At 69.9% G+C, this 22,171-nt stretch carries 21 protein-coding genes; 13 read left to right on the top strand and 8 right to left on the bottom strand.

Translation table 11 applies throughout. The annotated features are described in order from the left end of the window. Positions 1-359: 359 nt before the first annotated feature. Positions 360-908 carry a hypothetical protein gene (locus ACTHNQ_RS02245; RefSeq protein ID WP_018170312.1) on the top strand — a complete coding sequence of 183 codons (549 nt, stop codon included), beginning with the start codon at positions 360-362 and terminating at the stop codon, positions 906-908. Between the two features lie 37 nt (positions 909-945). After that, complete coding sequence (locus ACTHNQ_RS02250; protein ID WP_440330807.1) at positions 946-1,947, top strand: diacylglycerol/lipid kinase family protein; 1,002 nt, start codon at positions 946-948, stop codon at positions 1,945-1,947. 10 nt (positions 1,948-1,957) lie between these two features. On the opposite strand, the gene ACTHNQ_RS02255 is transcribed toward ACTHNQ_RS02250, so the two are convergent. Further along, positions 1,958-2,122, bottom strand: coding sequence for a hypothetical protein (locus ACTHNQ_RS02255; protein WP_018170310.1), 165 nt, complete (start codon positions 2,120-2,122; stop codon positions 1,958-1,960). Between the two features lie 120 nt (positions 2,123-2,242). Between ACTHNQ_RS02255 and ACTHNQ_RS02260 the strand changes: the two genes are divergently transcribed. Next, positions 2,243-2,941: a GAF and ANTAR domain-containing protein gene (locus tag ACTHNQ_RS02260; RefSeq protein WP_018170309.1), complete on the top strand. Its 699-nt coding sequence runs from the start codon at positions 2,243-2,245 to the stop codon at positions 2,939-2,941. 22 nt (positions 2,942-2,963) lie between these two features. Continuing rightward, positions 2,964-3,677, top strand: a complete 714-nt coding sequence (locus tag ACTHNQ_RS02265; protein WP_018170308.1) for a GAF and ANTAR domain-containing protein — start codon at positions 2,964-2,966, stop codon at positions 3,675-3,677. Between the two features lie 23 nt (positions 3,678-3,700). On the opposite strand, the gene ACTHNQ_RS02270 is transcribed toward ACTHNQ_RS02265, so the two are convergent. From ACTHNQ_RS02270 to ACTHNQ_RS02295, 6 genes are all read right to left on the bottom strand, one after another. Further along, on the bottom strand, positions 3,701-4,801 hold the full coding sequence (locus ACTHNQ_RS02270; protein ID WP_440330808.1) for a fatty acid desaturase family protein: 1,101 nt from the start codon (positions 4,799-4,801) through the stop codon (positions 3,701-3,703). A gap of 142 nt (positions 4,802-4,943) precedes the next feature. Beyond that, on the bottom strand, positions 4,944-6,401 hold the full coding sequence (locus ACTHNQ_RS02275) for a glycosylase (protein ID WP_440330809.1): 1,458 nt from the start codon (positions 6,399-6,401) through the stop codon (positions 4,944-4,946). Then, positions 6,398-7,297 (bottom strand): glycosyltransferase, encoded by a 900-nt coding sequence (locus tag ACTHNQ_RS02280; RefSeq protein WP_440330810.1) that lies wholly within the window; start codon positions 7,295-7,297, stop codon positions 6,398-6,400. Before ACTHNQ_RS02280 ends, ACTHNQ_RS02275 begins: the two co-directional genes overlap by 4 nt. Positions 7,298-7,410: 113 nt before the next feature. After that, complete coding sequence (locus tag ACTHNQ_RS02285; protein ID WP_440330811.1) at positions 7,411-8,541, bottom strand: glycosyltransferase; 1,131 nt, start codon at positions 8,539-8,541, stop codon at positions 7,411-7,413. 174 nt (positions 8,542-8,715) lie between these two features. After that, positions 8,716-9,708, bottom strand: coding sequence for a glycosyltransferase family 4 protein (locus tag ACTHNQ_RS02290; protein WP_440330812.1), 993 nt, complete (start codon positions 9,706-9,708; stop codon positions 8,716-8,718). 285 nt (positions 9,709-9,993) lie between these two features. After that, positions 9,994-10,299 carry a helix-turn-helix transcriptional regulator gene (locus ACTHNQ_RS02295; RefSeq protein ID WP_018170293.1) on the bottom strand — a complete coding sequence of 102 codons (306 nt, stop codon included), beginning with the start codon at positions 10,297-10,299 and terminating at the stop codon, positions 9,994-9,996. A gap of 82 nt (positions 10,300-10,381) precedes the next feature. On the opposite strand from ACTHNQ_RS02295, the gene ACTHNQ_RS02300 reads away from it, so the two are divergent. Continuing rightward, positions 10,382-11,608 carry an MFS transporter gene (locus ACTHNQ_RS02300; protein WP_440330813.1) on the top strand — a complete coding sequence of 409 codons (1,227 nt, stop codon included), beginning with the start codon at positions 10,382-10,384 and terminating at the stop codon, positions 11,606-11,608. 16 nt (positions 11,609-11,624) lie between these two features. On the opposite strand, the gene ACTHNQ_RS02305 is transcribed toward ACTHNQ_RS02300, so the two are convergent. Next, positions 11,625-12,509 carry a PhzF family phenazine biosynthesis protein gene (locus ACTHNQ_RS02305; protein ID WP_440330814.1) on the bottom strand — a complete coding sequence of 295 codons (885 nt, stop codon included), beginning with the start codon at positions 12,507-12,509 and terminating at the stop codon, positions 11,625-11,627. A 210-nt stretch (positions 12,510-12,719) separates the two neighbouring features. Between ACTHNQ_RS02305 and ACTHNQ_RS02310 the strand changes: the two genes are divergently transcribed. The 8 genes from ACTHNQ_RS02310 to ACTHNQ_RS02345 all read left to right on the top strand — a co-directional run bounded on the left by ACTHNQ_RS02310 (position 12,720) and on the right by ACTHNQ_RS02345 (position 22,161). Beyond that, complete coding sequence (locus ACTHNQ_RS02310; protein ID WP_440330815.1) at positions 12,720-13,859, top strand: LLM class flavin-dependent oxidoreductase; 1,140 nt, start codon at positions 12,720-12,722, stop codon at positions 13,857-13,859. A gap of 100 nt (positions 13,860-13,959) precedes the next feature. Further along, positions 13,960-14,535, top strand: coding sequence for a flavin reductase family protein (locus ACTHNQ_RS02315; protein ID WP_440330816.1), 576 nt, complete (start codon positions 13,960-13,962; stop codon positions 14,533-14,535). Positions 14,536-14,575: 40 nt separating this feature from the next. Then, a complete protein-coding gene (locus ACTHNQ_RS02320; protein ID WP_440330817.1) occupies positions 14,576-14,746 on the top strand; it encodes a hypothetical protein in 171 nt (56 codons plus the stop codon). A gap of 150 nt (positions 14,747-14,896) precedes the next feature. Next, a complete protein-coding gene (locus tag ACTHNQ_RS02325) occupies positions 14,897-16,117 on the top strand; it encodes an LLM class flavin-dependent oxidoreductase (protein WP_440330818.1) in 1,221 nt (406 codons plus the stop codon). Then, a complete protein-coding gene (locus ACTHNQ_RS02330) occupies positions 16,114-17,481 on the top strand; it encodes an NtaA/DmoA family FMN-dependent monooxygenase (RefSeq protein ID WP_440330819.1) in 1,368 nt (455 codons plus the stop codon). The genes ACTHNQ_RS02325 and ACTHNQ_RS02330 overlap by 4 nt, the downstream gene beginning before the upstream one ends. Next, complete coding sequence (locus tag ACTHNQ_RS02335) at positions 17,478-19,361, top strand: FAD/NAD(P)-binding protein (RefSeq protein ID WP_440330820.1); 1,884 nt, start codon at positions 17,478-17,480, stop codon at positions 19,359-19,361. Before ACTHNQ_RS02330 ends, ACTHNQ_RS02335 begins: the two co-directional genes overlap by 4 nt. A 188-nt stretch (positions 19,362-19,549) precedes the next feature. Next, positions 19,550-21,166: an ABC transporter substrate-binding protein gene (locus ACTHNQ_RS02340; RefSeq protein ID WP_440330821.1), complete on the top strand. Its 1,617-nt coding sequence runs from the start codon at positions 19,550-19,552 to the stop codon at positions 21,164-21,166. Positions 21,167-21,204: 38 nt separating this feature from the next. After that, positions 21,205-22,161, top strand: coding sequence for an ABC transporter permease (locus ACTHNQ_RS02345; RefSeq protein ID WP_440330822.1), 957 nt, complete (start codon positions 21,205-21,207; stop codon positions 22,159-22,161). The last annotated feature ends 10 nt before the right edge of the window (positions 22,162-22,171 follow it).

Raw genomic sequence — 22,171 nt, forward strand, 5'->3', positions numbered from 1 at the left:
GGCGAATGCAGGGTTCGAGCCCGAGACGAATATGGGGTGACGGCAGGTCATCAGAGTTCAAATCCCACCGTCACCGCCAGTTTTGGGCCGGATCGACCTCCTTCTTCAGGAGGTTTCGATCCGGCCCATTCTCTTGGGTCCGCGGCCCTCCCCACCTGGTCGATTGCGATCAGATCTTGCTGGGGAAGGTGAGCAGATGATGACTCTCACAATGCTCACGACGATCCTGGGCCAAGCAGGACCCGACTTAACGCGATGGACTGCATCAGGGCGGCTCTGACACGACGCGTCGCGGGGTTCGCTGATAGCGACGTTCACGAACCTGTGAGCTACACATCTAGGAGGCGTACCGTTCGATCATGGAGACACAGACACGAACGAGCGGCATCGATGTCGCTGCGCTGGGCCTGGGATCAGTGCTGGTGGGGTCGTTGCCTGCTGCGCTGCTGACAGACCACGCCCCGGAGCGTTACACGGTGGAGGCGGTATTCACCCGTCGCCCTGAACGCGACGAGGTCACGGAGATCCTGGGGATCGAGACGCGGGACCGGCTCGCGCGGGCCGGGTACCCCACCGTCGAGGTGACGGTCTCGGACCGTCGGCTGGAGATCTCGAACACGAATCTGGAAGAACTCAGGGACGGGCTCGCGGCGGTCCTGGCGGATCGACTGGCTGAGATCAGTGCGGGTGTTCGCGCGCGCCAGGATGCCGCTGCAATGAAGTTCCACGATGCAGCGGAGACCGAGCAGGCTCGCGCGGCCGCGGTGGCGGCGCTCGCTGAGTCGATCACCTTCCAGGCATCCGCGTCGGCGAAGGCGCCCGGATCTGCGGGCGATCAGACGGCAGGGGCCGCGACCGATCAAGAGCAGATCGATAGTTGGGGAACCGAGGGCGGGCACAGCCGCTGAGCACGATGCAGGTGCCCGGTGCTATCCGGACCGGCAGATGAGCAGATCGGAGCAGAGGAACGGAGGGCATCCGCACGCGGCGGTCGTATACAACCCGACGAAGGCGCCGGTCGAACGCATCCGCACGGCGGTTGCCGAGCATGAGCGTCGTATGGAGTGGAAGCCGACCCGGTGGTACGAAACCGCGAGCGAGGATGCCGGCCGAGCTGCCGCGGCGCAGGCTGCCGCGGGCGACCCGGCGGTCGTGATCGTCGCCGGCGGAGACGGCACCGTCCGCGCCGCGGCCGCGGAGTTGCGCGACACGGGCATCCCGATTGCGCTGGTCCCCTCCGGCACGGGGAACCTGCTCGCCCGCGACCTCGGCACACCCCTCAACGACATTCCCGCCAGCGTCTCGGTGGCCTTCACCGGGGTCGATCGCACGGTCGATGTCGGTGTCGCGGAGGTCGAGGACGAGGATGGCGTCCGACAGGCGCACGTGTTCATGGTGATGGCGGGGATCGGACTGGACGCCCAGATGGCGCAGGAGACCAGCGCGGTCGCGAAGAAGCGCCTCGGGTGGTTCGCGTACGTCACACCGATCGCACGGTCGATCGTCGCGAATCGGCTCTTCCACCTGACCTACCGCATCGACGGCGGACGCAGCAGATCCACCCGCGCGCACACCGTCATCGTGGGCAACTGCGGAACCCTTACGGGCAATATGCTGCTGATCCCGGCCGCCGTCATCGACGACGGACTCCTGGATGTCGTCATCATGCGGCCGGCGGGTCCGTTCGGCTGGGCGCGGATCGGAACGAGGCTGACGCTCCAGAGCGCTGCTCGCCGCTCCCCGTTCACCCGGCGATGGCTCTCACGGTCGCCGGACCTTCACGCGCTCGGCTACGTCCAGGGCAGGCAGTTCGAGGTGCGCTTCGAAACCCCTCACGCGGTGGAGCTGGACGGTGACCCCTTCGGGCACGTCGTCCGTGCGCGCATCAGCGTCGCACCGGGTGCGCTGCACGTCCGCGTCGTGGCCCCGCCGTCGACGGCGTCGTGATCCTGCTCGCTCAGGGCCTGGGGCGCCGGGCGCGCTGGCGGAGGATCCCGAAGATGAGGGTGCCGACGAAGAGCACGATCCCGATGATGCCCAGCCACATCAGGCCGTCGAAGACGAAACCGACGATCGACAGCACGACCCACGCAACCAGCAGGATGAGAAGGACTGTCCACATGTTCTTCACAGTACGCTCCTCGCCCGACCGAAGACAGAGCTCCGCCCGTGCGCGTACGCTCATGAGCAGGGCACCGAGACCCCGCGCCTGGTCATTCTGAGATGAACGGTGGCGCAAGCGATGTCCACGAGTCCCGACCACCAGCCGGGTGATGCCCTTGAGATCGCCGTGGCCGCGCTCGTGGCCGGCGGCGACGACCTGTGCTCGCCGTTGCGAGCGGCTGTCGCGATGCCCGGCGCGGTGGTGTCGACACTCGGCTCGCCGATGGGCTCAGAGACGGTGTGCGCCAGCACGAAGCTCGGCGCACGGATCGACGAGATCCAGATCGACCTCGGCGAGGGGCCGTCCTGGGAAGCTCTCCGCACGAGGCTTCCTGTCACGGCGTCCGACCTGCAGGTCGATGGCGGGGCGTTGTGGCCCGGCACATGGGCCGCCCTGCGAGAGCTCGATGTGGGAGCGCTCTTCGCGTTCCCGCTGTATGTCAGCACGCTCGGCATCGGCTCGATCGCCCTCTACTCGATGACCGCCCGCGAGTTGTCCGATGCTGACATCGAACGGATGAGCCGCCTGGCGGCCATCGTCTCGAGCACTCTCCTGAGGAGGGCGCTGAACCGTCTCGATGCGCCGGACGACGGTGCGCGGGACGAACCGTACTCTCGTCGTGAGGTTCACCAGGCGACCGGAATGGTCGCAGCACGGAACAGCATCGGCGTGGACGACGCCCTCCTGCTCCTCCGCGGCCACGCGTTCGCGGCGGGGCGTCCGGTGCGCGACGTCGCGGCGGACGTCATCGCACGCCGGCTCGACCTGAGACTGTGATCCCAAGGCTTAGGATGACGGCATGACGGCGCTCACCCGCGAGCATCAGCTGCTGGGAACCTTCGTCACTCTGGCGGACTCCCTCGTCGACGACTTCGACATCGTCGACGTACTCCAGCGGCTCGTCGACGACTGCATCTCGCTGTTCGACGCGTCGGCTGCCGGCATCCTGCTGCTCAGCCCGTCCAACCGGCTGGAAGTGATCGCCTCCACGAGCGAGCGGAGCGAACTCGTCGAGCTGATGCAGTTGCGCGTCGGCGCCGGGCCCTGCGTCGAGGCGGCGACAGGGGGAGAGGTCGTCTCGGTCGACGACATCGATCAGATCGCCCATCGTTGGCCCGCATTCGCCACCGATGCGCGCGCTTCCGGGTTCTCGTCGATCCATGCGATCCCGCTGCGGCTCCGCGACTCGACGCTGGGATCGCTGAATCTGTTCCGCGATGAGGCCGGCGCGCTGAACGCGGCCGATGCCGCGGCCGCGCAGGCATTGGCCGATATCGCCACCATCAGCATTCTGCAGCAGCGTTTGGTCGAGGAATCCGAGCTCGCACAGGCTCAGCTGCAGCGCGCGCTCGACAGCAGGGTCGTGATCGAGCAGGCCAAGGGATACCTCGCCCAGATGCGGGACATCGACATGGATGAGGCGTTCGCACGGATCCGGAGCCACGCCCGCTCCACACAGACGCGCATCGGCGTCGTCGCGCGCGACGTCATCGACGGGCGACTGTCGCTCTGACTCCTCGATGGCCGGGCGAGCAGCTAGACGGCTTGTCGTTGCTGGAGCAACGGGCACTCGAACGGATCGCGCTCGCCGAGTCCGACCCTGTTGATGTACCGGACGACGATTCCGTAGGACTGCCAGAGGCCCGTCTCGGTGTAGGGGACGTGGTGCTCCACACAGAAGGCGCGGATCATCCCGGACGCTTGACGGAGGTGAGGTCGAGGCATCGAGGGGAACAGGTGATGCTCGATCTGGTAGTTGAGTCCTCCCATGACCGTGTCGAGCATCCGACTGCCACGGATGTTGCGGCTCATGAGCACCTGCCGGTGGAGGAAGTCGACCTTCACGTCGGCCGGGACGAGCGGCATCCCCTTGTGGTTGGGCGCGAACGCCATTCCCATGTAGACGCCGAACAGCCCGAGCTGGACGCCGAGGAAGGCGAAGGCGATCCCTGGGGACAGCACGAGGAAGACGAGCACGACGAACCCGACGATCCGCACTGTGAGGAAGGCGATCTCGATCGGACGGTGTCGCAGCTGCTCACGTGCGAACACACGCCGCACGCTCGACGCGTGCAGCGAGAGCCCTTCGAGCAGCAGGATCGGGAAGAACAGCACCCCCTGATGGGCGATCAGCCAGCGCAGCGGTCCGCTTCGACTCGCACGCCGCTTGTCGGCCTGCTCGGGGGTGAACGCGATGACCGGGAGTTCGATGTCGGGGTCGCTGCCGATCTTGTTGGGGTTGGCATGATGCCGCGTGTGCTTGTGCTGCCACCAGCCGTAGCTCATGCCCACGAGGAGATTCCCCAGGACGAGGCTGGTCCAGTCGTTCCACCGGCCGGAGCGGAAGATCTGCCGATGCGCGGCGTCGTGCCCGAGCATCGCGACCTGGGTGAGCAGGACGGCGAGGACGGCGCCGGTGACCAGCTGCCACCAGGTGTCGCCGAGGAGCACGAAGACGGCGAGCACGCTCGCGATGACGATCGGCGCCGCGATGAGCTTGGTCCAGTAGTACCCGTAGCGGCGCCGCATGAGGCCGCTTCCTGTCACCGTCTGCGACAGCTCGGTGTAGAGGTTCGGCGCTTTCGGGGTCGTTGACCGCACGCTGGAGGCGATCGACCCGGCAGTGTTGATGGCCATTTCGTGCTCCTGTCAGATGTAGCGCACGGCGTGCGCCGAATGACAGGGTCTAGGCCATCTGACCTCAGATTACGCCCCTTCCCGAGTGTGGGTGTCGGCTTGCAGCAAACGCGAAGGCGATCCCCTCGAATTCGCTGCCGGGCTACCGAGCCAAGTGCGCGAGAAGCTCGTCGACCTCGATCGAGCACACGCCGATGCGCGAGTCTCCGATGCCGATCGGGACCCAGATCACACCGTCCACGATGACCCCGCCACACGAGTACACGACGTTGGGCACGTAGCCGTCGCGACGGTCGTCGATCGGTTGCACGATCGGAGTGGCGGTCTGGCCGAGGACGATCGTCGGGTCGTCGAGGTCGAGGAGCAGCGCTCCGAGGGAGTATCTGCGCATCGGGCCCACTCCGTGAACGAGCACGATCCAGCCGTGCGGTGTCTCCAGTGGCGGGCCGCAGTTGCCGGTCTGCACGATCTCCCAAGGTTCCGACGGGGGGTGGATGGTACCGGTCTGGTTCCAGATCACGCCGTCGTGGGACTCCGCCAGCGAGATGTTCTCGCCCCCGCTGCGGCTCAACGCGAGGTACCTGCCGCCTACGGGGCGAGGGAACAGAGCCATCCCCTTGTCCTGGGCAGCATCGCCGGTCAGGCGATGGATGTCGAACTCGCGCAGATCCGAGGTGACGATCAGCCGTGGGGCGATGGCGCGCCCGTCGTACGCGGTGTAGGTTCCGCGGTAGTGGGTGGTCCCGGCGAGGTCGGTGAATCGCACGAATCGTGCGTCCTCCATCCCGTGCCGTTCCTCTGCCGCCACCGGGGTCAGCACGCGCTGGCTGAGGGAGGTCTCGGGGGAGAACACGGCGCGATAGACGGAGATCGCCAGCTCGCGAATCGCCTCGATGTGCCGAGCGCTGTCCGCGCGCCGAGAGAGCGCCTTCGGCAGGCGTGTCACGGAGGCCTCGACGTCTGACACGGTGAACCGGTCGTCAAGCCCCTGCAGCACATTGTGCGAGATCTCATTGACGAGCCCCGCCTCTTCGACTGCGGCGCGGAAATGGGCGATGCTCCAGTCTCCTTCGTCGATCCGCGCCCGCCAGAGCGGCAGCATCCGATCCACGAATGTCCAGCGGCGGCCGGGACCGATGATGGCTTCGGCGAATTCGATGGAGGAACGGTGACCCTCCCCGATGGCGCGGAGAGCTACCGCGACACGCAGCTGCCCGGGATCCAACCCTGTCTGGTCGGGATGCTCGATCGCGCTGGGGTTGCACAGCGCTGCGCCTTCGACGGCGTACTCCGCCGTGAAACTCGCGCCGAGCACCAGACGACGCTCGACGCTGATGTCGACCGGGTCGCCCAGGCGGGAGCTCACGACGGCGGCGTTCTCCAGGAACAGCGCGCGGATGTCGGGATGCCGCGAACCGAAGTCATTGGTCAGCTCGGCCGCGAGCGCATCGATGCGGTCGTCCGGTATCGCGATGACGCGCGCGATGATCTCTCCGGCGCGAGAGTGCTCGGCGGACCACTCCTCGCCCGGGAGGAACAGCTGGGCGATCACCCGGTCCGGCTGCGGTGTCAGCCCCGTCGCGTGGATGCGGGTCGTCATGGCGCTGTCAACAGACCGTGTCGGAGAGCTTGCTGGTAGGTGCTCAACGCGGCCAATGTCGATTCGGCGCCGCGGTTCTCGTTCCTGCCGTCGGGTTCGAGCCCGTCGAAGCCGGCGCCGGTCTCGGCGTCGAACATGATGGTCCCGCTGTCGTTGAGACCGGTGAACCACTGCCACGCGAGCGTGATCGGAGGGAGCCACACCGGGTCGCCGGTGACGGCGTGCGCCGTGGCGCACGCGTCCGCGAGCGCGGCGAGCTCCAGCGGCTGCTGATCGAATGACGGGCCCTTCTCGCGGGGTCCGCGCCCCGCCGTCCCCGTCACGGAGAATCGGCCGTTCGATGTCTCCACCGAGAGCAGAAAGTCGAGCATCCGCAGCCCCTGGGTCGTGGCCGCCTCGTCTCCGAGGGCATCGCCTGCGGCGATCAGCGCTTCGGCGATCGATGCGTTGCCGTAAGCCAGGCGACGTTCAGGCCACCGCCAGGGGGGAGCCGGCAGATCGGGCATCGCCCGGATGTATTCCCGGAGAAGCGTCCGGGCGATGTGGTCGTCGGCGCGCACGCGCACGATCTCCGCCGCACCGAGGGCCGCGTAGGCAAGGGTCCGCAGACTCGTCGACCGCTCGCGCGCGGCGATCCGGAACGTCCGCAGTGCGCGCGCACGGGTCCACGGGTCGCCTCGCTGCGCGGTGATCGTGCCGAGTGCCCACAGCAGCCGTCCCCACCAGTCGCCCATGGCCGGGTCGTCGGACCACTCCCCATCGGAGCCCATCCGATTGTGCGCAAGACCGTCTGCGCGCACCGCCGACTCAAGGAAACGCAGATAGGTCGCAGCCAATCGTCTGAGCTCGACGGTCTGCTGCTGTTCGCGCGCCACCACGATCAGCGCGCGCGCCACATCGTCGACGCAGTATCCGTGTTCGCGGCGAGGCTCGGCGAGGAGGGCGTGCTCGAAGACGCCGTTGTGATCCGTCAGCGCGCGGAGGTGGTCGTATGGCGGAGACGGGACCATCATGCGGCCCTGCCGGCGGCGAGCCGTGCTGTGACGGTGCGGTAGCGGTCGGCGACTGCGGACCACGTCGTCTTGTTCGTCTCGCGGAGCGCGGTCTCGCGCATGCGATCGGCGACGGCCGCGCTGGTGATGATCTCGCGCAGCGCTCGCGCCGTGGCGTCGGGGTCCTGGTGGGGGACCACGATCCCGGCTCCGTTCGACAGCAGCTCCACAGCGTGGGGGAATGCCGTGGCGACGACGGGAACGCCGGCTGCAACGGCTTCGGCGAGGACGCCGGAGGTCGCCTGGTCGAGCGAATCGTACGGAAGGAGCACGACGTCCGCCGACGCGATGAGTGCGGCGAGCTGTGACGCCTCGAGGTAGCGGCCATCGATGCGGACCGACGACCCGATGCCGAGGTCGCCCGCGAGACCCGCGAGCATGGTGCGGTAGCCTTCCCCCGCGTGCGCCAGCACCTTGGGGTGCGTCTGACCGGCGACGATGTACTCGACGTCCGGCGTGATGTCCGTGAGCTGCGCCACGGCGCGGATGCCCCACTCGATTCCCTTGCCGGGCGAGAGGAGGCCCCAGGTGACGACGCGGCGGCCGCTGTGCGGCTCCGATTCGCGGAGAGCCACATGCTGCACGCCATGCGGGATGACGCGAACGCGGGTGAGATCGACCGCGTAGGTCGCGGCGAGGTTGTCACGGGCGTGGATCGTCATCACGACCACCACGGACGCGAGTCGGCACACTTCCTCGAGGACCTCCCGCTGATGCGGCGTGGGCGCCACGAGCACGGTGTGGAGCACGACGACGGCGGGGATCCGCAGCGCAGCGAGCACGCCGATGACCTCATCGCCGTCGCGACCACCGTAGATCCCGTACTCGTGCTGCACGATCGCGACATCGCACGCGTTCAGCGCCAGGGTCGCGCGCAGCGCGCTGAGGCTGTCGCCGGCGATCAGGTCGGTCCGCACGCGCGACCGTGCACGAGGATCTTGGTGACCCCGCTCCTCGGGCTGATCGAGCGCACGGACGACGGTGCCCTCGTCGTCGTGCCGGACGAGCGCAGCGGAGAGCGACTCGGTGAAGGTGGCCAGCCCGCAGCGGGTCGGCGGAAAGGTGCTGAGGAATCCGTAGTGAGTCACGGCGACGCTCCCTGATGATGCCCGGGGGCAGTCGCCCCAGGCGATGGCGAGACGTCTGCCGGCGGCATCCCTCGTGGAACCGCGCCTTCATCGCCGCGGTCCGGTCCACCTCCGGGTTCGCACCCGGACGCTGTGGTTGCACGGTACACGTCCGACCTGGACGTCGTCACAGGGTCAGCGAGCCAGCACGGTCTCGTAGACGCCCAGGTACTCGTCGACCATCCGCTCCACGCCGAATCGCGCGATCGCGCGTTCGTGGACGCGACGGCGGTCCAGCGACGCGACGGCCGGGAGAGCCGAGATCGCCTCGTCGATCGAGGCCACGGTGCTGCCCGTCACACCCTCGTCGATGACCTCCGCCATCGATCCCCGGCGGTACGCGAGAGCCGGCGTTCCGCACATCATCGATTCGGCCACCGAGAGCCCGAACGGCTCGTCGAAGTCGATCGGGTGCAGCAGTGCGGCGGCGTGACCGAGGACGCGCGCGCGTTCCTCGGGGGCCACGGCGCCGAGGAAGACGACGCGGTCCCCGTCGATGTGGGGCTCCACCTCGTCGCGGAAGTAGTCGACGTGCTGGACGAGGCCGCAGATCACCAGCCGGCGGCCGGCCCGTCGCGCGATCTCGATCGCCGTAGCGGTGCCCTTGTCGGGGTGGATGCGTCCGAACGACACCAGGTAGTCGTCCGGCTCGGGTACGTACGGGAGTTCCTCGGGATCGATCCCGTGGTGGATCGTCGCGAGGTACTCCAGGCGGGGGGAGCGGTCGGCGTCGGAGATGGAGACGAACGTCGAAGCCGAGGCGAGATACGCGGGCAGGATCGCGGGACCGGAGAAGCCGTGGATCGTCGTGACCATCGGGGCGGCCCAATGGGCGGTGAAGGCGAGCGGCAGCCAGTCGAGCTGGTTGTGCACGAGATCGTATTCGCTCGACCGTTCCAGCGCGTGTGCGACGTGAAGCGCCTCCCACACCCGGCCGTCCATCGTCGGGTCCTCCGCGTAGCCGTGCGGCGCGACGGCATCGAGGTCGCCGCCGGTGATCGAGTCGGCGGTGGCGAACAGCGTCACGTCTACCCCGCGACGCACCAGCCCCTCGGTCAGCAGGCTCGTCACGCGCTCCCACGGCCCATAACTGATCGGCGGCGTCCGCCAGGCGATGGGACCGAGCATCGCGACCTTCACTCGAGCACTCGTCGGTTCGTCGCGGTGGCCGGCACGTCGCTGCCGTTCGTCTGTGCCTGTGCGCTCATGATCGGACGTTACGCCCCCATCCTGGATGGCTCACAGCTCGAGTCGGCTCGTGCGCCCGACGCGCGACTCCGTGGTCGAGGGGGGCAGCCGATGCAGGACCTTCGCAAACCGTTCTCGTACTGAACGGCAGCCTGCGGAGCTTGCTCGCACTCACGTGTCGCGATCGTGAAGGACCGTGATCTTCCGCGGTGGGCGGCCGGCGGGTCAGCTCCGGAGAACGGAGTCCAGCAAGCCCGGGAACAGCTCGTCGAGATCCTCGCGCCGGAGTGTCAGCATCCGCCCGCGCCCGTTCGGTTCGTTGCGGATGACGCCGGCCTCGCGGAGGACCTTCATGAAGTGCGACTTGGTCGACTTCGGCAGGCTCGGGTCGGTGGCATGGCAGGCCGCCATGTCGAGGGGGCCATCGGCGAGCTGGCGCGCAATCGCAAGGCGCTCGGGGTCGCTGAGCGCGAAGAGCACATCCGTGAGCTGGATCTCGGAGCGCTCGGGGTGCGGAAGGTCGCCGGACATGGTTCGAGAATAGTTGAACAATCGCGAGAAAGCACGTACGCTCCGATAGTTCGAGAAAACTCGAACCCTGAGAGGAGCCGTCATGACCACCACCGCCTCCAGCCCCGTCTTCGCGCGAACGAAGAGCGGTGAACCAGTCCCGCGTGGCACTCGTTTCGGCTTCGTCCTTGCCATCGTGGCTCAGATCCTGATGATGGTCGGGGCGAGTGCGCCCTCGCCGTTCTACCCGGTGCTGGCGCAGCGGGTCGGGTTCGATGCGGCCGTCATCGGTGGGGTGTTCGCCGTCTACGCGGGGGCGCTGCTTCTCACGCTGCTGACAGCCGGCTCGCTCTCGGACCACGTCGGCCGCCGCCCCGTGGTGATCGCAGGGTTCGTGCTGCTGGCGGGGAGCATGTTCGTGTTCTGGCACGCGGATGCTGTGGCATTGCTGTTCTTCGCCCGGACTCTGCAGGGTGTGGCGAGCGGTCTGCTCATGTCGGCGCTGTCGGCGACCGTCCTCGACTTCGCACCGAACGGACGCGCGGGGGTCGCCGGGCTCTGGAACGCACTGAGCGCCGGCATCGGGCTCGCGCTCGGCGCACTGGTCGCGGGCGTGCTGCTCGACGTGAGCGGCGAGGCGCTGCTCGACGTGTTCGCTCCACTGACTGCCCTGTATGCGGTGCTCGCAGTGTCGTTCTTGCTGGTCCCCGAGACGGCGCCTCGCACGTCAGGGGCGTGGGGGTCGCTGCGCTTCCGGCTGACTGTTCCGTCGGTGATCCGCGCGGACTTCTGGCGCGGAGCTCCGGCCGTGGTCGCCGGATGGGCGACAGGCGGCCTGTTCTTGTCGCTCGGCGCGACCATCGTCCGCGGCGAGCTGGGTGGCGAGGCGCACTTCTGGCAGGGGCTCGGGGTCGTGCTGCTCGCCGGAGTCGGCGCCCTGACGGCGTTCGTGCTGCGCAAGCGCACCGCTCGGACGCTGGTGCTGTTCGGCACGGCCGCGCTCGGCACAGGGACACTGTTGTCGCTGGTCGCCCTCGGCGTGGGGTCGCTGCCGTTCTACCTCGTGGCCACCGCGGTGACCGGAATGGGTTTCGGAACCGGGTTCTCGGGTGTGATCGCCTCTCTGGCCCCGCGGATTCCGGCGACCCAGCGGGCGGACACCTTCGCGGCGCTGTATGTGCTGGCCTACCTCTCGTTCGGTGTGCCCGCGGTCATCGCCGGGGCGCTCGTGGGGGCTGTCGGCCTGGGCGCCGTGGTGGTGGGTTACGGCGTCGTCGTGATCGTGCTGGCGGGTGTCGCGTTCGGATTGCGCGTGCGGCGGGGAGCGTGACGGATCGCAAGACCTCTCAGAGGTGGAGCACGCCTTCGGCGACGACGATGCCCGAGCCGGACAGTTCGACATGGTCGCCGTCGACGACGACCTGCAGGATGCTGGGGCGGCCGATCGCCCGTCCCTGCTCGATGCGGATCGGCGTGTGCGGTGAGGCGAGGCCATCGCGGACGAGGAGTGCGGCGAGCGGGCCGGCGGCGGTCCCCGTCGCCGGGTCCTCGACGATGCCGACAGTGGGGTTGAAGAAGCGGGAGTAGGCGTGCAGCCCGTCGTGCGCGTCCTCGGTGGAGTAGACGTAACACCCCTCGGCTCCTGCCTGGGCGAGGAGCGTGCGCAGGTGGGCGGCATCCGGTTCTGCGCGGTCGACGTCCGACCGGGAGGCCAGCGCGAGGAGCAGGTGCCCGGCGCCTGTCGAGACGACCTCGGCCGGTCGCCCCTCCACGAGCGCTGCGGGATCGACGGCGAGCGCGACCGCGAACTCCGCGACGGCGTCGACGCGGCCGAGGAAGCGGGTGCGTGCGTGGCGCATCGAGACCCGGACGCGTCCGTCGTCGGTCCTGCCGACGCGGACGGGCAGGACGTCGTCGCCGATCTGCTGGGCGAACTCCGCGCGCTCGGGATCCAGCAGGCCCGCTTCGGCGAGCCAGATCCACGCCCCCATGGCGTTATGGCCGGCCCCGAGCACCTCCGCCCCGGCGACCGTGAAGGAGCGCAGGCGGTGGTCGGCGCCGGGCAGCGTGGGCGTCACGAGGAATGTCGTCTCGGACTGGTTGAACTCTCGCGTGATCGCGCGCATGCGCTGCTCATCCAGGTCGTCCGCGTCGGGGACGAGCGACAGCGGGTTGCCGGTCAGCGGGGACTCGGCGAACACGTCGATCCACCAGAAGCGCTTGTCGGCCACGGCGTCCTCCTTCTCGTGCCTCCACACTATGGACCGGCATCCCCCGCCACGACCGTGGTGGGGGCACGTGACCTCGTGTGACACACCCCGTTCGTGACGGGATGTGACGGACGGGCTCGGCCAGACGGTCCGCGTCGTCGACAGTGAACATGTCGTCGTCGGTCTGCAAGGAGGAGACATGACTCTCACCGACACCGGGGTCCCCTCGGCATGACCGCTCACGCAGACCACCCCGTCGCTGCGGCGGACCAGCGGATCAGCCTCGACTGGTTCCTTCCGCTCACGGGCGACTCGCGCACCGACCTCAGCCTCGGCAGCGCCACGAACAACGACCCGCTGCACAAGCCGGTGGCCCAGCGGGCGGCGACGATCCCCTACCTCTCGCAGGTGGCCCGCGCCGCCGAGTATCTGGGCTACGAGGCCGTCCTCATCCCCACCGGAAGCGGCAACGAAGAGAGCTGGACGATCTCTGCCGCCCTCTCGCAGCACACGCGCTCGCTCGAGTACCTGGTCGCGGTGCGCCCGGGTCTCATCTCGCCGACGATTCAGGCGCAGCTGGCATCGACCTTCCAGAACATCAGCGACGGCCGGCTGCGGATCAACGTCGTCGTCGGCGGCGAGGACATCGAGCAGCGACGGTACGGCGACCATGTCGGCCACGATCACCGGTACCGTCGTGCCGCGGAGTACCTCGGCATCCTGCAGCGTCTGTGGTCCGGAGAACGCATCACGCACCGCGGCGAGTTCTTCGACATCGAGGACGCGTACATCGCGCCACCGCTGCGGGTGCCGCCCGTCTACCTGGGCGGCTCGTCCGACGCGGCCATCGACGTCGCGGCCGAGCATGCCGACGTGTACCTCACGTGGGGGGAGCCGCCGGCGCAGGCCGGCGAGAAAATCGAGCGCGTGCGTGAGCGCGCGGCAGCCCGAGGGAGGGTGCTGGGCTACGGCGTCCGGCTGCACGTGATCGCGCGGCCGACGTCCGAAGAGGCCTGGGCGATCGCGGACGGGCTCGTCGCGGGGCTCGACCCGGAGCTGATCGCGCGCCGGCGAGCCGCGTTCGCCGGGTCGGGGTCGGTGGGGCAGCGCCGTCAGCACGCGCTCACGAACGGCGGCACGACGCGCGCGGACCTCGAGATCCATCCGGGACTCTGGGCCGGCGCCGCGCTCGTGCGCGGTGGTGCCGGAACGGCGCTCGTGGGCAGCTACGAAGAGGTCGCCGACCTCATCGGCGAGTACCACGGGCACGGGTTCCGCGAATTCGTGCTGTCGGGTTACCCGCATCTGGAAGAGGCGTACTGGTTCGCCGAAGGGGTTCGGCCGCTGCTCTCGCGGCGCGGGCTGCTCTGACGACACGTCTGCACGGCGTGTGCATCCTCGCGTGACCGCCCATGACGGACTGTTTCGCAGGGCCGTCGACCGGCGAAGGCGGGCTCCCTAGCGTCGAGACATGACCGTTCAGCCCAGCACGAACCGCAGCGTCGAAGAGCACCCGGCGAACCGCACCATCGGCGCGGCCGTCTCGTCCGACGACTTCCGATCGCTGTTTCGCGGCCATCCGAGCGGCGTCGCCGTGATCACCGCGACCGGCGCGCAGGGGCCGGTCGCGCTGACGGCCTCGTCGGTGGCGTCCGTCAGCGCGGACCCGCCGCTGCTCGTGTTCTCGGTGTCGGCGCTGTCGTCGGCGACGCCGACCCTGCTCGCGGCGGACTCCATCGTCGTCCACCTGCTGGACGCCGACGACCTCGACATCGCCCGCCTGGGCGCGACCAGCGGCATCGACCGCTTCGCGGACACGGAGTCGTGGGCGCCGCTGCCGACCGGAGAGCCGCTGTTCCGCGGAGTCCGCGCGTGGGCGCGGTGCGCGGTGGTCAGCCGGATGGATGCCGGCGGCTCGACCGTCATCGCCGCCCACGCGCTGCAGGCGCATCTGGCGCGCGATGTCGAGTCCGACGGCGCGAGCGCCGCCCTGGTGTACCACAACCGCAGCTGGCACCGCCTCGGGGAGCACTCCCGCGTCGGCTGAGGCGGCCGACACGCGGCGCGCAGGGAGCAAGGAGCACGAGATGTCCTGGACGCACAGTTACCGCACGGAAGACGCCGGCGACGGCATCCCGGTCCGCCTGCTCGACGCGCGCGACGCCTTCATGGAGGCGCAGCGGACGCTGGAGGCCGCCCGTGACGACCTGTTGCGGGCGCACGCCGAGACGAACCGCCTGTGGGGATCGAGCCGCTAGCCGGCACCCGGCATGGGCGGGCTCCGCGGCTGCGGGCCTTCGTTACGCCCTCTGGCGCCGTGAGTCTCCCCGTGTCATCGGGCGTTGGACGCCTCGCCGCCGCGGCGAGATCGTGAGACGGATCGCCCCGGCGCAGAAAGGACCGATCCCGTGACAGAACAGCTGCACCTCGCCATCGCCCTCGAGCGGGCGGGATGGCATCCCGCCGCCTGGCGGGAGGAGACGGCCCGCCCGCACGACCTCACGTCGCCGCGATACTGGCGCGACCTGCTGCGCATCGCGGACGACGCGGGCGTCGCGCTCGCGACGATCGAGGACGCGCTCGCGCTCACCGACAGGTTCGAACAGGTCGACGGGCTCCGCCGCGACCGCGTCCGGGGCCGACTCGACGCCGTGCTCGTCGCCTCGTTCGCCGCGCCCCAGACGCGTCGTATCGGCCTCGTACCCACGGTCACCACCGCGCACCCCGAGCCGTTCCACGTCGCCACCGGGATCCAGACCCTCGACTTCGCCAGTCGCGGCCGCGCCGGCGTGCGCCTGGTCGCCGGAGCCTCTGCGGCCGAGCGGGCGAACTTCGGTCGGCGTGCCTCGGGAGTGGACTCGTTCCCGGCGTCGGGCCGCGTCGAGGATTCGCCCGAGATCGTGGCCGCCTTCCGCGAGGCCGGCGAGTTCGCCGACGTGCTGTCGCGCCTGTGGGACTCCTGGCAGGACGACGCGATCATCCGGGATGCCGCGACCGGACGCTTTCTCGACGCGGACCTCATCCACAACATCGAGTTCGACGGCGAGTTCTTCTCGATCACGGGCGCCTCGATCGTGCCGCGCTCGCCGCAGGGACGACCGCTCCTCACCGTGCTCGCCCACCAGACGGTGCCGTACCGGCTGGCCGCCGAGCACGCCGACCTCGTGTTCGTCACCCCGCGCGACGACCTCGCCGGCTTCGCGCCGAGCGAGATCCTGGCGGAGCTGGAAGCCGCCTCCGCCGACGTGCGTGTCGCCCGCGAGCCCCTGCGGGCGTTCGCGGACCTGCTCGTCCTCATCGAGGAGACCGCGTCCGCCGCGCGGCTCGCCGCGGACCGGCTCGACGACCGCGCCGGCGCGGACCTGACGTCGGACGCGCGCATCGTCGTGGGGACGGCCGCCGACGTCGTGGACGTCGTGCGCGAGCTCGCGGCGGCCGGGTTCGACGGGGTGCGCCTGCGGCCGGCCCGGCAGCCCGCCGACGTCATCGCCATCGCGGAACAGGTCGCGCCGCTGCTGCGCGCGGCCGGTGCGCTGCGCGAGGACGACGGCGCGGGAACGCTGCGTCAGCGCCTGGGCCTCGTCCGCCCCGAGAGCCGCTACGTCCGAGAGAAGGAGTTCGCACTGTGAGCAGCATCCGCCAGATCCACCTCGCCGCCCATTTTCCCGGCGTGAACAGCACCACCGTGTGGACCGACCCGACGGCAGGCAGCCAGATCGACTTCGCCTCCTTCGAGCACTTCGCCGCGACCGCCGAACGCGGGTTGTTCGACTACATCTTCCTGGCCGAAGGGCTGAGACTGCGCGAGCACAAGGGTCGGATCCACGAGCTCGACGTGCTCGGTCGGCCCAACACCCTCTCGATCCTCGCCGCACTCGCGGGGATCACCGAGCATGTCGGGCTGGTCGGCACGCTCAACACGACCTTCAACGAGCCCTACGAGCTGGCGCGTGAGCTCGCGACCCTCGATCACCTGTCGGGAGGGCGAGCCGGATGGAACGCCGTGACGAGCTCGGATGCCTTCCACGGGGCGAACTTCCGGCGCGGCGGCTATCTCGACCACGCCGACCGGTACGAGCGGGCGCGGGAGTTCGCGGCGCTCGCCAAGGAGCTGTGGGACTCGTGGCCGGAGCGCGGGGTGCGCGCCGACGCCGGCACCGGCGTGTTCCTCGACGACGACGTGCCGGCGCGCGTGCGGCACCGCGGCGCCCAGTTCGACGTCGACGCATTGTTCGACGTGCCGCGATCCCCGCAGGGCCGGCCGGTCATCGTGCAGGCGGGCGACTCCGCCGACGGCCGGCGGTTCGGCGCCGAGCATGCCGAGGTGATCTTCTCGCTGCACACGGGCTTCGACGACGCGCGCGCGTTCTACGACGACGTCAAGGGGCAGCTCGCCGCCTACGGGCGCGAGGAGGACTCGCTGAAGATCCTGCCGGCCGCCACGTTCGCGATCGGCGACACCGACGAGGAGGCGCGCGAGCGTTCCCGTGAGATCGCCCTCCAGCAGGTGCGGCCCGAGGTCGCCCTCACGTACGTGGAGCAGGTCTGGGGCCGCGACCTCTCCGGCTACGACCCCGACGGTCCCCTGCCCGATATCGACCCCGACACGGGGTCCGAGACGGCGCGAGGCTGGGCCAACCGGCATGCGGCGGTTCGCGCGCGCATCGCGAAGCTGCGCGAGCTCTCGGAGACCGAGGGGCTCAGCATCCGCGAGACCGTGATCCGGCTGACCGCGACCCACACCTTCGTCGGGACGCCCGAACGGATCGCCGGCGAGATCGACCGGTACGTGCAGGGGCGCGCGACCGACGGGTTCACGATCGTGGGCCATCTCACCCCGCACGGTCTCGACGAGTTCGCCGCGCGGGTCGTTCCGCTGCTGCAGGAGCGCGGCTCGTACCGCGAGTCCTACGACGACGGGGCGACGCTGCGCGACCTGCTGGGGCTGCCCGCCCCGACGACGGCGCCGGCCCCGGCGCTCGCGGCGCGATGACCGGGCGCCCGCGCCTGCTGTTCGTCGGAGCGGGGCCGCGGGCGGCGATGCTGCTGGAGCGCGTGCTGGCGCGCACCGACGAGCAGACGCAGCTCGACATCGATCTCGTCGACCCGTTCCCGCCCGGCGCGGGGCGGATCTGGCGGCACGCGCAGTCGCCGCTGCTCAAGCTCAACTCGATGACACGAGACGTCACCGTGTTCACCGACGACTCGTGCACGATCGACGGGCCGGTGCGCCCGGGGCCGTCGCTCAGCGAATGGCTCGGGCAGTGGCGCGACGGCGCACTGCCCGACGTCGCCCTGGACGAGCTGTCGGCGGCCGAGGCGCGCGTGCTCGAACCCACGGGGTTTCCGACGCGCCGCCTGCACAGCCACTATCTCGACTGGTTCTTCCGGCGCACGGTCGCCGGCGCCCCGGAGGGGGTGCGCATCCGGGTGCTCGCCGGCACCGTCGTCGCGGTGCGTGCCGCGGCGCGTAGCCGACACATCGCTGCGCTGGCTGACGGCGGCGAGATCGAGGCGGATGCCGTCGTCTACTGCCTCGGCCACACCGAGCGCGACTTCGACCCGGCCTCGTCGGCGCTGGCTGCGGCATCCACTCGTCTGGGGCTGCAGTACGTGCCACCCGCGTTCACCGCGGACGCCGACCTGTCGCAGCTGGCCGAGGGCGGGGACGTGATCGTGCGCGGCATGGGGCTCGCCGCCGTCGACCTCGTCGTGCTGCTCACCCAGGGCCGCGGCGGGAGGTTCGATCGCGACACGGGCGGTTCGCTGCGCTACCGCCCGTCGGGTCGTGAACCGCGCCTGCACCTCGGCTCGCGACGCGGGGTGCCGTACCGGTCGAAGGTCACCTCGTCGCTGCAGGGCGACCCGCCGGCACGCGAGGTGCTCACCCCCGCGGCGGTGGCGGCGCTCGTCGACGCCGGGCATCCCCTCGACTTCGAGCGCGACGCCTGGCCGCTCATCGCCGGCGAGCTGCTGCATGGGCACTACCGCGAGCTCTTCACGGGGCACCCCGGTCGCGTCTCGGGCACATGGGAGGAGTTCCGGCAGGTGCTCCGCGCGCATGCGTGGGACGACCCCGGCCTGCGTGCCGCGATCGACGCCGTCGTGCCCGATCCGCTCGATCGGTTCGACGTCGCCGCGTTCGACAGGCCGTTCGACGGCGTCGAGTTCGCCGACGCCGACGACGTGCAGCAGCGGGTGCGGGCGCACGTCGCACAGGACCTGCAGCTGCGGACGACGCAGGAGCGCAGCCCGGCGCAGGGCGTGTTCATCGCCGCGCTGCTGTCGTTCATGGCGCTGGCCGAGATCCCGAAAGAGCGGTGGAACGCGCGTTCGCGTGCCCACACCCTCCCGGTGCGGTGGCACACGTTCTTCAGCTATCTCGCGAGCGGACCGCCCCCGCACCGCCTCGAGGAGCTGCTCGCTCTCGCCGACGCGGGGATCGTCCGCTTCCTCGGCCCCGACATCGAGGTGACCGCCGGGGAGCGCGGGTTCGTCGCGACGAGTCCGCACGGCGCTGGCGAGACCGTCGCCGGCGCGCTCGTGGACGCCTGGCTGCCTGCCGCCGACGCCGCGCTCAGCACCGAACCCGCGCTGCGCGAGCTGGCGACGGTGCACGGGAGCGGGCTGCGCGTCGTGGATGCCGAGTACGAAGGGACTCTCGGCCGCGTGCGGGTCACCGACGAGGGCCGGGTCGTGCGGCACGACGACTCGGTCCACGACGGGCTGTTCGCGATCGGCCCGTTCACGTCGCAGATCGAGGCGGGCGCCTTCACCCGACCCGGAGCGAACTCGCTGTCGCTGCGGCAGAACGACCGCGTCGCGGCGGCCCTCGCCGCGCACCTGGGCGTGGCCGTGCCGGTCGCGCCCTGACCGGCTCCGCCGCCTGAGCGCGGGAGTCCCACGGCCGGATGTGACGCCGGATGACGGCCCGTGACCACCCGCGACACCGATTCACGCCGCATGACACGACCGGTGGAGGCGCGCACGGCGCCTCGGCGACGCTGTAGCGACGCGCCGGCATCCCGATCGCGATCCCTGACACAGCTTCTGGAGACACCATGTCGTTCACCCGACCCCGTACCGCCGCGCTCGCGGCGATCGGAGCCGTCGCGCTCGCGCTGACCGCGTGCGCGAGCGGGTCCGGCGCCCCCGCCCCCTCCGCATCCGCGGACGCGGAGCCCACCAGCGGCGGCAACCTCACGTTCGCGATCTCGGTCGACAGCCAGTGCATCGACCCCCAGCAGGTCGGGAACAACGACGCCATTGCCATCGCCCGCCAGACCGTCGCGTCGCTCACGATCCAGGATCCCGAGACGGGCGACATCCTGCCGTGGCTCGCCGAGGACTGGAAGGTGAACGACGACGCCACGAGCTTCACCTTCACGCTGCAGGACGGCCCCACCTACGCCGACGGAGAGCCCATCGACGCGGCATCCGTCAAGACGAACTTCGAGGCCATCGTCGCGCTCGGCGCGAAGGCGACGCTGGGCTCGTCGTATCTCGCAGATCTCGACAGCATCGACGTCGTCGACGATCACACCGTCACGATCAACTTCACCCAGCCGAACGCGCAGTTCCTGCAGGCCACGTCGACCTTCACGCTCGGTCTGCTCTCGCCCGCGACGGCAGCGGTCAGCCAGGCCGACCGGTGCCTCGGGAACTACATCGGCTCCGGCCCGTTCTCGGTGCAGAGCTACACCCCCAACGAGGGGGCCGTGCTGGAGCGTCGCGACGGCTACGACTGGGGGCCCTCGATCGCAGGGCACACCGGCGAGGCCTACCTCGACACCATCACCTACAAGGTGATCCCCGAGTCCGGCAACCGGACCGGCAGCCTGCAGTCCGGGCAGATCGACGCCACGACGGGCATCGCCACCGCCGACGCCGTGCTGTTCGAGGGCGACGACTTCTGGAGCCTCAACCGCGCCAACCCGGGCTCGGTGTACAACCTGTTCGCCAACCAGTCCACCGAGAAGCTCTCGGACGAGAACGTGCGGCTGGCGATCCAGAAGGGCATCGACCGCGAGCAGATCACGTCGACCCTGCTCGGACCGGACGACAAGCCGGCGGTGTCGCCCCTCGCCTCGTCCACGCCGTACTTCACCGACCTGAGCGACGTGCTCGAGTACGACCCGAAGGGCGCCGAGAAGCTCCTCGAGAAGTCCGGCTGGACCGTCGGCGACGACGGCATCCGCGAGAAGGACGGCGAGAAGCTCAGCTTCCACGTCACGTACTGGCAGTCGCCCAAGGAGGTCCTCGAACTCGTGCAGCAGCAGCTGCGCCAGATCGGCGTCGACCTGCAGCTGACCTTCGCGAGCATCGCCGACGTGCAGGCCGCGAACGCCGACGGCACGTACGACTTCTCGTACGGCAACCTGACGCGGGCCGACCCGGACGTGCTGCGCACCGTGTTCTCGGTGAACGGCACCAACAACGCGACCAAGCGCACCGAGCCCGCCGAGATCGACGAGCTGCTGGACGAGCAGGCCGCGATCACCGACCCGGCGGAACGGCAGACGGTGGTCGACGAGGCCGCGAAGCTCCTCATCACAGGGGGCTACTCCATCCCGATCTACCAGCTGTCGACGACCATCACGGCCGCCGCCAAGGTGCACGGTCTGACGTTCGAGGCCTCCAGCCGCCTCGACTTCTACGACGCCTGGGTCACCGAGTGAGCCGCGGGCTCTGACACGGAAGGGATGAGGAACGAGACATGTGGTGGAGCTACATCGCCCGCAGGATCGGACAGGGCCTGCTGGTCCTGTGGGCCGCCTACACGATCTCGTTCCTCATCCTGTACCTCCTGCCGGGTGACGCCGCGACGCTGTTCGCAGGCGGTGGGGACCAGGAGACCGTCGACCCGGCGCTCGTGGCGAAGCTGCGCACCGAACTCGGGCTCGATCGTCCGCTGTGGGAGCAGTACCTCGTGGCGCTGGGCAAGGCGCTGACCGGCGACTTCGGCGTCTCGACGCAGACCGGGCGCCCGGCATCCGAGCTGCTCCTCGAATCGCTGCCGCCCACCCTGGCACTCACCGCGTTCGCGTTCGTGCTGTCGGTCGTGTTCGGCGTCGTCCTGGCGCTGGCGGCATCGCTCGCCCGGGCCTCATGGCTGCGCAGCGCCCTGTCGTCGCTGCCCCCGCTGGGCGTGTCGATCCCCGTGTTCTGGATCGGGCTGCTGCTGCTGCAGGCCTTCTCGTTCCGGCTGCGGCTGTTCCCGTCCATGGGCAACGAGGGCTTCGAGAGCCTCGTGCTTCCCGCGGTGACCATCGCGATCCCCTCTGGGGCCTTCATCGCGCAGCTGCTGTCGCGGAGCCTCCGGTCGACGCTGGCGCAGCCGTACGTCGAGATCGTTCGAGCGAAGGGCGCGAGTGAGCGTCGCGTGCAGCTGGGGCACGCGTTCCGCAATGCCGCCATCCCGTCGCTCACCATGGTGGGCGTGCTCGTCGGGGGCCTATTGTCGGGCGCCGTCGTCACCGAGACCGTGTTCTCCAGGCTGGGCATCGGCCGGCTCGTGGTGACCGCCGTCAACAACCGGGACGTCCCCGTCGTGCAGGTCGTGGTCGTCTTCGCCGCGCTCGTCTTCGTGGTCGCGAACCTCGTCGTCGACCTCGTCTATCCCCTCATCGACCGCCGCATCACGCTCGCCCGCACGGCGTTCGTCGCGGCCTGACAGGAGCAGC

This window comes from Microbacterium sp. (genome assembly GCF_051953575.1).
GTDB lineage: Bacteria > Actinomycetota > Actinomycetes > Actinomycetales > Microbacteriaceae > Microbacterium.

What these genes read in the sequence shown, in the direction of transcription:
- ACTHNQ_RS02345 (WP_440330822.1), top strand. Translation starts at nt 21,205, where the DNA reads ATGTGGTGGAGCTACATCGCCCGCAGGATCGGACAGGGCCTGCTGGTC.
- ACTHNQ_RS02310 (WP_440330815.1), top strand. Translation starts at nt 12,720, where the DNA reads ATGACCGCTCACGCAGACCACCCCGTCGCTGCGGCGGACCAGCGGATC.
- ACTHNQ_RS02265 (WP_018170308.1), top strand. Translation starts at nt 2,964, where the DNA reads ATGACGGCGCTCACCCGCGAGCATCAGCTGCTGGGAACCTTCGTCACT.
- ACTHNQ_RS02250 (WP_440330807.1), top strand. Translation starts at nt 946, where the DNA reads ATGAGCAGATCGGAGCAGAGGAACGGAGGGCATCCGCACGCGGCGGTC.
- ACTHNQ_RS02275 (WP_440330809.1), bottom strand. Translation starts at nt 6,401, where the DNA reads ATGACGACCCGCATCCACGCGACGGGGCTGACACCGCAGCCGGACCGG.
- ACTHNQ_RS02260 (WP_018170309.1), top strand. Translation starts at nt 2,243, where the DNA reads ATGTCCACGAGTCCCGACCACCAGCCGGGTGATGCCCTTGAGATCGCC.
- ACTHNQ_RS02255 (WP_018170310.1), bottom strand. Translation starts at nt 2,122, where the DNA reads ATGTGGACAGTCCTTCTCATCCTGCTGGTTGCGTGGGTCGTGCTGTCG.
- ACTHNQ_RS02300 (WP_440330813.1), top strand. Translation starts at nt 10,382, where the DNA reads ATGACCACCACCGCCTCCAGCCCCGTCTTCGCGCGAACGAAGAGCGGT.
- ACTHNQ_RS02340 (WP_440330821.1), top strand. Translation starts at nt 19,550, where the DNA reads ATGTCGTTCACCCGACCCCGTACCGCCGCGCTCGCGGCGATCGGAGCC.
- ACTHNQ_RS02335 (WP_440330820.1), top strand. Translation starts at nt 17,478, where the DNA reads ATGACCGGGCGCCCGCGCCTGCTGTTCGTCGGAGCGGGGCCGCGGGCG.
- ACTHNQ_RS02245 (WP_018170312.1), top strand. Translation starts at nt 360, where the DNA reads ATGGAGACACAGACACGAACGAGCGGCATCGATGTCGCTGCGCTGGGC.
- ACTHNQ_RS02320 (WP_440330817.1), top strand. Translation starts at nt 14,576, where the DNA reads ATGTCCTGGACGCACAGTTACCGCACGGAAGACGCCGGCGACGGCATC.
- ACTHNQ_RS02315 (WP_440330816.1), top strand. Translation starts at nt 13,960, where the DNA reads ATGACCGTTCAGCCCAGCACGAACCGCAGCGTCGAAGAGCACCCGGCG.
- ACTHNQ_RS02270 (WP_440330808.1), bottom strand. Translation starts at nt 4,801, where the DNA reads ATGGCCATCAACACTGCCGGGTCGATCGCCTCCAGCGTGCGGTCAACG.
- ACTHNQ_RS02290 (WP_440330812.1), bottom strand. Translation starts at nt 9,708, where the DNA reads ATGCTCGGTCCCATCGCCTGGCGGACGCCGCCGATCAGTTATGGGCCG.
- ACTHNQ_RS02295 (WP_018170293.1), bottom strand. Translation starts at nt 10,299, where the DNA reads ATGTCCGGCGACCTTCCGCACCCCGAGCGCTCCGAGATCCAGCTCACG.